Below are 7,049 nucleotides of genomic sequence, written 5' to 3'. Positions count from 1 at the left end.
CACTCGTTGGACGGCGGCTTGAACGTACGCGTCTGCCGGTGTCCCGCAACCGCCGTCCAGGCTCGGCCGACGTAAGTGACGTCTCGGCCAACGGGAGTGACGCCTCGACCTTGCTCCGTTGTTGGGGACAAATTCTCGTCAGCCTGCCCATACCCGTGGCCCTTGGACAAGGGTTTCGGCGGCTGCAGGTTGGCCGGATGGCCACAGATCGATCACATAGTCGTAGTGATCGCCAGGCTCTTCTGGGTTCGACTGGGGTAGGGGGTCGGGTCGGGGTAGGTAGGTGATCCGAACGCGATATCTTCCCGGGCTCACTCGGAACGTGGGTTCGCTCACGGGAGTGTCATCCACGCCGTGGAGCGTGAGGTTGCCTGGTGGAATCAGCAGGTCGCTCTCGACGATGTGGCTCGCCGCGAGATCGGGCTCTGGACGCAGACTGACGACCTGCAGTCGCACGGGAACGACGTCGTAACGTGCGACAGCGATCTGGAGTTCGTACGGTGCTTCGCCTGGGCAGACTCGCTGGAGATCGATGGCGTCGTCGCCCCAGTCGTAGTCGTTGTCCGTCCGACTCATCCATGTCAGCCAGAAAGATCGACATATGTGAGGCGTACACGTTGCGTTCGATCGCGCTGACGATGACCATGGGCGGAGTTTACTTACGGTGACCCGCGGTGTGTCTCGTGATGATGCGGCCTCGCATACATAGCCTCAGCAAAGGCGAAACCCCGGCGATGTGGCCGTAGCCAGTGATCGTTCCGGGGTCTTCGGGAACAACTCTACCGGGAGAGGGCGGCGTACGTCAGTTGTCGGTGCTTGTCGCCCGCGATGGCGTCGCGGAAGATGAGTCGGAAGCCAGCCGCCTCTAACGGCGGTAGCCAAGTCGGCTCGTCCGTCACGTCGGGCACGGTGAGGTCGATGTCGATCACCGGTTTGGCTGGCATCTCAGGGATCGCGGTCGAACCGATGTGCTGCAGGTCGATCATGAGGTTGCCGAGGGCGGGCTCAATGACGTTGTGAAGCTTCTCGAAGTCCGATGCCCACTCCGAACTGTGCTCGCTGAGCGGGCCTGGGCCGGTCTGGCGAAAGGCGACTCGCTGACCTTGGCGTTGGGCATTGGCTGAGGCGATGTACGGACGCCACAGGGGATGGGTTGCCGCGGCGCGAAGTCTAGTGAGACCTGGGAGCCCTCGGCAGGGTGTAAGACTGGCGGGCAGGTTGCTCTGTTCGAACAAATGTTCGATACTCGTTGAGTGGGAGTGGTAGCGGGGATCGAACGACACCAGAAGCTGGCTCAGATCGAGCAGCTTCGGTCGAAGGTGCGACGGCTGGAGCAGAAGCCGGGCATCGGCGCGGAGCTGGCCACGCACGAGGCGCTCGGTGGGGTCGTGCAGCTTCGGGCCGGTGGGACGTATGCGGCCGACTCGCTCTCGCTGGCGATGCTGCTGCTGGCCGGGCCGTCGGGGGCGGGGGAGTGGACCGCCGTCGTCGGGGTGGAGGACTTCGGTGCCGAGGCGGCTGCAGAGGCCGGGGTCGACCTGGAGCGCACCATCCTGGTGCCGCGGCCCAAGGACTCCTGGCTGGAGGCGACCGCGGCGCTGATCGACGTGGTCACGCTGGTGTTGGTCCGGCCGACCGGCCGGGTGACCCCGGGCGTCGCCGAGAAGATCGGCGCCAGGCTGCGCACCCGCGGCGCCGCGCTGGTCGCGCTGGGGGAGTGGCCGAGAGCAGACGTACGCCTCCGGGCGACCGAGCCGCGCTGGGTCGGGCTGGGCAACGGCGACGGCCATCTCCGGGCGAGAAGGATGGTGGTCGAGGCGGTGCGCGGGACGGCTCCGCCGCGGCGTACGGCGCTCTGGTTCCCGGCCGAGGACGGCGGCATGCGGCGGGTCCTCGAACCCGTCTCTGAACTGCGAAAACAGGTGACCGCATGAGCCGTACGCTGGTGGTCTGGTGCGCCGACTGGCCGGTCGCCGCGGCGCTGAGTGAGGCCGGCTTGCCGCGGCACCTTCCGGCTGCCGTCTTCGCGCAGAACCGGGTTCAGGCCTACAACCAGGCGGCGCGGGAGTTCGGGATCAAGCGGGGGATGCGCCGCCGCGACGCGCAGTCGCGCTGCCCGGAGGTGCAGGTGCTCGCCGCCGACGACGCCCGCGACGCGCGGGTGTTCGAGGAGGTGTTGGTGCGCCTGGAGGAGCTGCGTCCCGGTGTCATGCCGCTGCGTCCCGGGCTGGTCGCGCTGCGCTCACCGGCACGCTTCTACGGCGGCGAGGTCGAGGCCGGCGCGGCGATCGCCGAGTGCGTGGTCGGGTTCGGGATCTGGGACGTACGGATCGGCATCGCCGACGAGCTCTTCACCGCCGAGCAGGCCGCGCGCAGCGCCGGGGTGCAGGAGACGTACGCCGTCCCGGCAGATGGCGGCTCCACCGAGTTCCTGCGTGCGCTGCCGGTCCACGTCCTCGAGGACGCGGACGCGGTCAGCCTGCTGCAGCGACTCGGCCTGACCACGCTCGGCGGCCTCGCCGACCTGCCCGGCGCCGACGTCAAGGCGCGCTTCGGTGCGCAGGCGGCTTGGGTCCGTCGGGTGATCCACGGCGAGGGAGCGCGGCCGGTGACCGGGCGTACGCCACCGCCGGAGCTCACCACCGAGGTGGTCTTCGAGCCGCCGCTCGACTCCGCCGAGGCGGTCTGCTTCTCGGCCCGGCAGGCGGCGGAGGGTTTCGTGAAGGGCCTGGCGGCTCGACAGGAGGTCTGCACCGAGGTGCGGATCGAGGTCGGGATGGAGGACGTCTCGGACTCCGTACGCACCTGGGCGCATCCGCGATGGTTCTCCTCGGTCGATCTCATCGACCGGCTGCATTGGCAGCTGGCCGGGGTCGCGCGCAGGGGCGGGGGAGCGGTGACCGAGGCCCGGTTCGTCCCCGAGGTCGCCGTCTCCGAGGCGGTCCACGCCGACGGCCTCTGGGGTGGCACGAACGAGCGCGTCGATCGTGGTATCGCCCGGGTGCAGGGGCTGCTCGGTCATGAGGCCGTCGTCGCCCCGGTGCTCCAGGGTGGCCGGAGCCCGAGCGACCGGCAGGCGTACGTCCCCTGGGGTGACCGCCCCAGCACCCTCCGCGACCGCGGGCTGCCATGGCCGGGGTCGATCCCGCCGCCGGCTCCGGCTCGGGTCCTGGCCGACCCGTGGCCGGCGGAGGTCTGCGACCAGGCCGGTCGGCAGGTGCTGGTGCTCCCGCGCGGCGGCGTCTCCGCCGACCCCGCCCGCTACCGGCCCGCAGCCGGCCAACCGTGGCAGCGGATCGCCTCCTGGGCCGGTCCCTGGCCGGTCACCGAGGCGTGGTGGGAGCCCGGCGGCGGGCGGCGGGTCGCCCGTTTCCAGCTCGTCGGGGTCGACGGCCGCGCCTGGCTGGCCACCTTCGACACCGACCACTGGCTCACGGAGGCGTCCTATGACTGAGCGGCTGTGTGTTCCTTCATCAAGGTATGCAGATGAACGATCACATCCCGCGCGGAACTCCGCCGGGGATGTGAGCTTTCGGCTGCATACCTTGATGGAGGTCCGAGGTGCCTGATGGGCTGGAACAACCCCGAGATCCCCTGGAAGGAGCTGGAGCGACGGCTCTCGGGCCGCCCGCCTGCTGATCCCTACGGAGACGCGCCGATCTCCCGGCGCAAGAAGCGGCTTCCTGAGGGGGAGGTGCGCGGGCCGGAGGGCCCGGTGGTGCCGTACGCCGAGCTCCACGCCCACTCCGACTTCTCCTTCCTCGACGGCGCCAGCTCACCCTCGGCTCTGGTCGCCGAGGCGATCCGGCAGGGGCTGCATGGGATCGCGATCACCGATCATGACGGTTTCTACGGGGCGCCGGCTTTCGCCGAGGCGGCACAGAAGCTGGCCCCTCCCGGCGAGGGCGACCGGTTGCGGACCGTCTACGGCGCCGAGCTGTCGTTGGACCTGAGCAAGCCGCAGAACGGGGTCGCCGACCCCGAGGGCAGCCATCTGCTGGTGCTCGTCAGGGGCGTCGAGGGCTACCGGCAGCTGGCCGGTGCGATCACCGAGGCGCAGCTGCGCGGGGACGAGAAGGGGCGGCCGACCTATGACCTCGACGAGCTCGCCGACCGGGCCCGCGCCGGAAGCTGGCTGATCCTGACCGGGTGCCGCAAGGGCACCGTACGTCAGGCGCTCACCAGCAGCGGGCCGATCGCCGCGACCCGGGCGCTGCGCGAGCTCACCGACCGGTTCGGAACAGCCAACGTCGTCGTCGAGCTCACCGACCGCGGGCACCCGACCGACTCCTACGACAACGACCTGCTCGCCGGCATCGCCCGGGAGGTCGGACTGCCCACGGTCGCCACCAACAACGTCCACTACGCCACGCCCGACCGGCACCGGGTGGCAGACGCGCTCGCGGCGGTCCGCGCGCGGCGCACCCTGAGCGACATCGCCGGCTGGCTCCCGGCCGGGCCTGCGGCGTACGTCAGGTCGGGGGAGGAGATGCAACACCTCTTCCGGCGCTACCCGGGCGCGGTGGCACGCAGCGTCGAGATCGCCGAGGAGTGCGCCTTCGACCTGCGCAAGGCCACCCCGAAGCTGCCCAAGCGCGGGATCCCCGAGGGCGAGACCGCGGCGAGCTGGCTGCGCCACCTGACCGAGGAGGGTTTCGCGGAGCGCTATGCGGAGGCGTACGCCACTGACCCGGAGTTCGTCGAGGAGGCCCGCGAGCGCGTGGAGCATGAGCTCGACGTCATCGAGCGCAAGGACTTCGCGGGCTACTTCGTGATCGTGCACGACATCGTGGCGTTCGCGCGGAAGGAGAAGATCCTCTGCCAGGGGCGAGGATCGGCGGCCGCGTCCGCGGTCTGCTACGCGCTCGGGATCACCGCGATCGACCCCGTCTTCTACCGGCTGCCGTTCGAGCGGTTCATCTCCGAGCATCGGGAGGAGGAGCCCGACATCGACGTCGACTTCGACTCCGACAAGCGGGAGAAGGTGATCCAGTGGGTCTACGACACCTACGGCCGGCGCAATGCCGCGCAGGTCGCGAACATCGTCGGCTACCGGCCGAAGATGGCGGTCCGGGACGCGGCCAAGGCGCTCGGACACAGCCCCGGCCAGCAGGACGCCTGGTCCAAGCATCTCGGCTACTCCCGCGTCGAGGCGCCGGACGACGTGGGCATCCCTGCTCCGGTCCTCGCGCTGGCCGAGGAGATCCACGGAGCTCCGCGCCATCTCGGCATCCACTCCGGCGGGATGGTGCTGACCGAGGAGCCGATCGGCGAGGTGGTGCCCATCGAGCGCGCCCGCATGGAGAAGCGCACCGTGATCCAATGGGACAAGGACGCCGCCGAATACATGGGGCTGGTGAAGTTCGACCTGCTCGGGCTCGGGATGCTGGCGGCGCTCGATCACATGATGGGGTTGGCGGCCTCGCACCTGGACGAGCAGTGGACCCTGGCGACCATCCCGAAGGAGGAGTCGGCGGTCTACGACATGCTCTGCCGGGCCGACTCGATCGGGGTCTTCCAGGTCGAGTCGCGCGCGCAGATCGGCACCCTGCCGCGGCTGCAGCCGCGGTGCTTCTACGACCTGGCCATCGAGATCGCTCTCATCCGGCCGGGGCCGGTGCAGGGTGGGGCGGTCCACCCCTACGTACGCCGGGCCACCGGACAGGAGGAGGCCAGCTATGCCCACGAGCTGCTGATCCCGGTGCTGGAGCGTACCCGCGGGGTGCCGCTGTTCCAGGAGCAGCTCATGGAGATGGGTCGGGTGCTCGGCGACTTCTCGCACGACGATGCCGACCTGCTGCGTCGGGCGATGGGCTCCAAGCGCGGCGTCGAGCGCATCGACTCGCTCAAGGAGAAGCTCTACCGCGGCATGCGCGCCAAGGGCATGACCGAGCAGACCGCCAAGGCGGTCTACACCCAGATCCTCTCCTTCGCGAACTTCGGCTTCGCCGAGTCCCATGCGCTGAGCTTCGCCAAGCTCGTCTACGCCTCGTCGTGGTTCAAGCTCCACTACCCGGCCGCGTTCCTGGCCGGCCTGCTCCGGGCCCAGCCGATGGGCTTCTACTCACCGCAGTCGCTGACCCAGGACGCCCGCCGCCACGGTGTGGACGTACGCCGCCCCGATCTGGTCCTGAGCCAAGCGACGGCCGATCTGGAGCCTCTCGATCCGGAGACCGAGGTCGTCGAGGCCACCGGGCGGGCGGAGTGCCTGGTCGACGGGGAGCAGACCGAGTGGGTGCCCGGCACCCCCGACCCCACCCCGGAGCACCGGCGTGATGGCGGCTTCGCGGTGCGGCTGGGTCTGGACTCCGTACGCGGCATCGGCAAGGAGGTCGCCGAGCGGATCGTGAAGGCCCGCGAGGAGGCGCCGTTCAAGGACTCCCTCGATCTCTCCCGTCGCGCCGGGCTGGAGCGTGCCCAGCTCGAGGCGCTGGCGACCGCGGGATGTTTGGAGGTGTTCACATCGAGCCGTCGTCAGGCGTTGTGGCAGGCGGGCTGGACCGAGACCGAGGGCCAGCTCGAGGGGGTGCGGTTCACCGCCGAGACCCCCGCGCTGCCCGTCCTCGACCCGGTCGAGGAGACCCTCGCCGACCTCTGGGCGACCGGCGTGACCCCCGGCAGCCACCCCTTCGCCCATCTCCGGCCCGGCCTGACCGCGGCCGGGCTCCCGAAGATCAGCGATCTGCCCACCGCAGAGCCCGGCCGACGCATCACCGTCGCCGGCCTGGTCACCCACCGCCAGCGTCCCGGGACCGCGGGCGGGGTCACCTTCATCAACCTCGAGGACGAGACCGGGATGCTCAACGTCGTCTGCTCCGCCGGTCTGTGGAAGAAGCACCGCAAGATCGCGGTCTCTACCTCGGTGATGCTCATCCGCGGCATCCTCGAGCGCAACGACGGAGTCACCAACCTGGTCGCCGACCGTCTCGCCCCGCTCGAGGAGATCCACCCCGAGGCCGCCAAGGCCATCGCCTCCCGCCACCGCTCCCGCGACTTCCGCTGACCGCTGCCCCGCCCCGCCCCGCCCCGCCGAGACCGTAGAAGTGGCG

Annotated in this window: 4 protein-coding genes; 3 read left to right on the top strand and 1 reads right to left on the bottom strand. The window is 70.1% G+C overall.

The window, feature by feature from the left end; translation table 11 throughout:
* Nucleotides 1–779: 779 nt before the first annotated feature.
* Entirely contained in the window at nt 780–1,283 is a 504-nt protein-coding gene (locus ABZZ22_RS07465) for a GrpB family protein (protein WP_354928666.1), read from the bottom strand.
* On the opposite strand from ABZZ22_RS07465, the gene ABZZ22_RS07460 reads away from it, so the two are divergent.
* From ABZZ22_RS07460 to ABZZ22_RS07450, 3 genes are all read left to right on the top strand, one after another.
* On the top strand, nt 1,254–1,934 hold the full coding sequence (locus ABZZ22_RS07460; protein ID WP_354928663.1) for a hypothetical protein: 681 nt from the start codon (nt 1,254–1,256) through the stop codon (nt 1,932–1,934). The two genes, ABZZ22_RS07465 and ABZZ22_RS07460, sit on opposite strands and share 30 nt — an antisense overlap.
* Complete coding sequence (locus ABZZ22_RS07455; RefSeq protein ID WP_354928660.1) at nt 1,931–3,454, top strand: DNA polymerase Y family protein; 1,524 nt, start codon at nt 1,931–1,933, stop codon at nt 3,452–3,454. Before ABZZ22_RS07460 ends, ABZZ22_RS07455 begins: the two co-directional genes overlap by 4 nt.
* Before the next feature lie 114 nt (nt 3,455–3,568).
* Nucleotides 3,569–7,003: an error-prone DNA polymerase gene (locus tag ABZZ22_RS07450; RefSeq protein WP_354928657.1), complete on the top strand. Its 3,435-nt coding sequence runs from the start codon at nt 3,569–3,571 to the stop codon at nt 7,001–7,003.
* Nucleotides 7,004–7,049: the final 46 nt, after the last annotated feature.

The sequence above is a fragment of the Nocardioides sp. NPDC006273 genome, from assembly GCF_040613495.1.
Classification (GTDB): domain Bacteria; phylum Actinomycetota; class Actinomycetes; order Propionibacteriales; family Nocardioidaceae; genus Nocardioides.
This window is presented reverse-complemented; position numbering and strand designations above follow the sequence as displayed.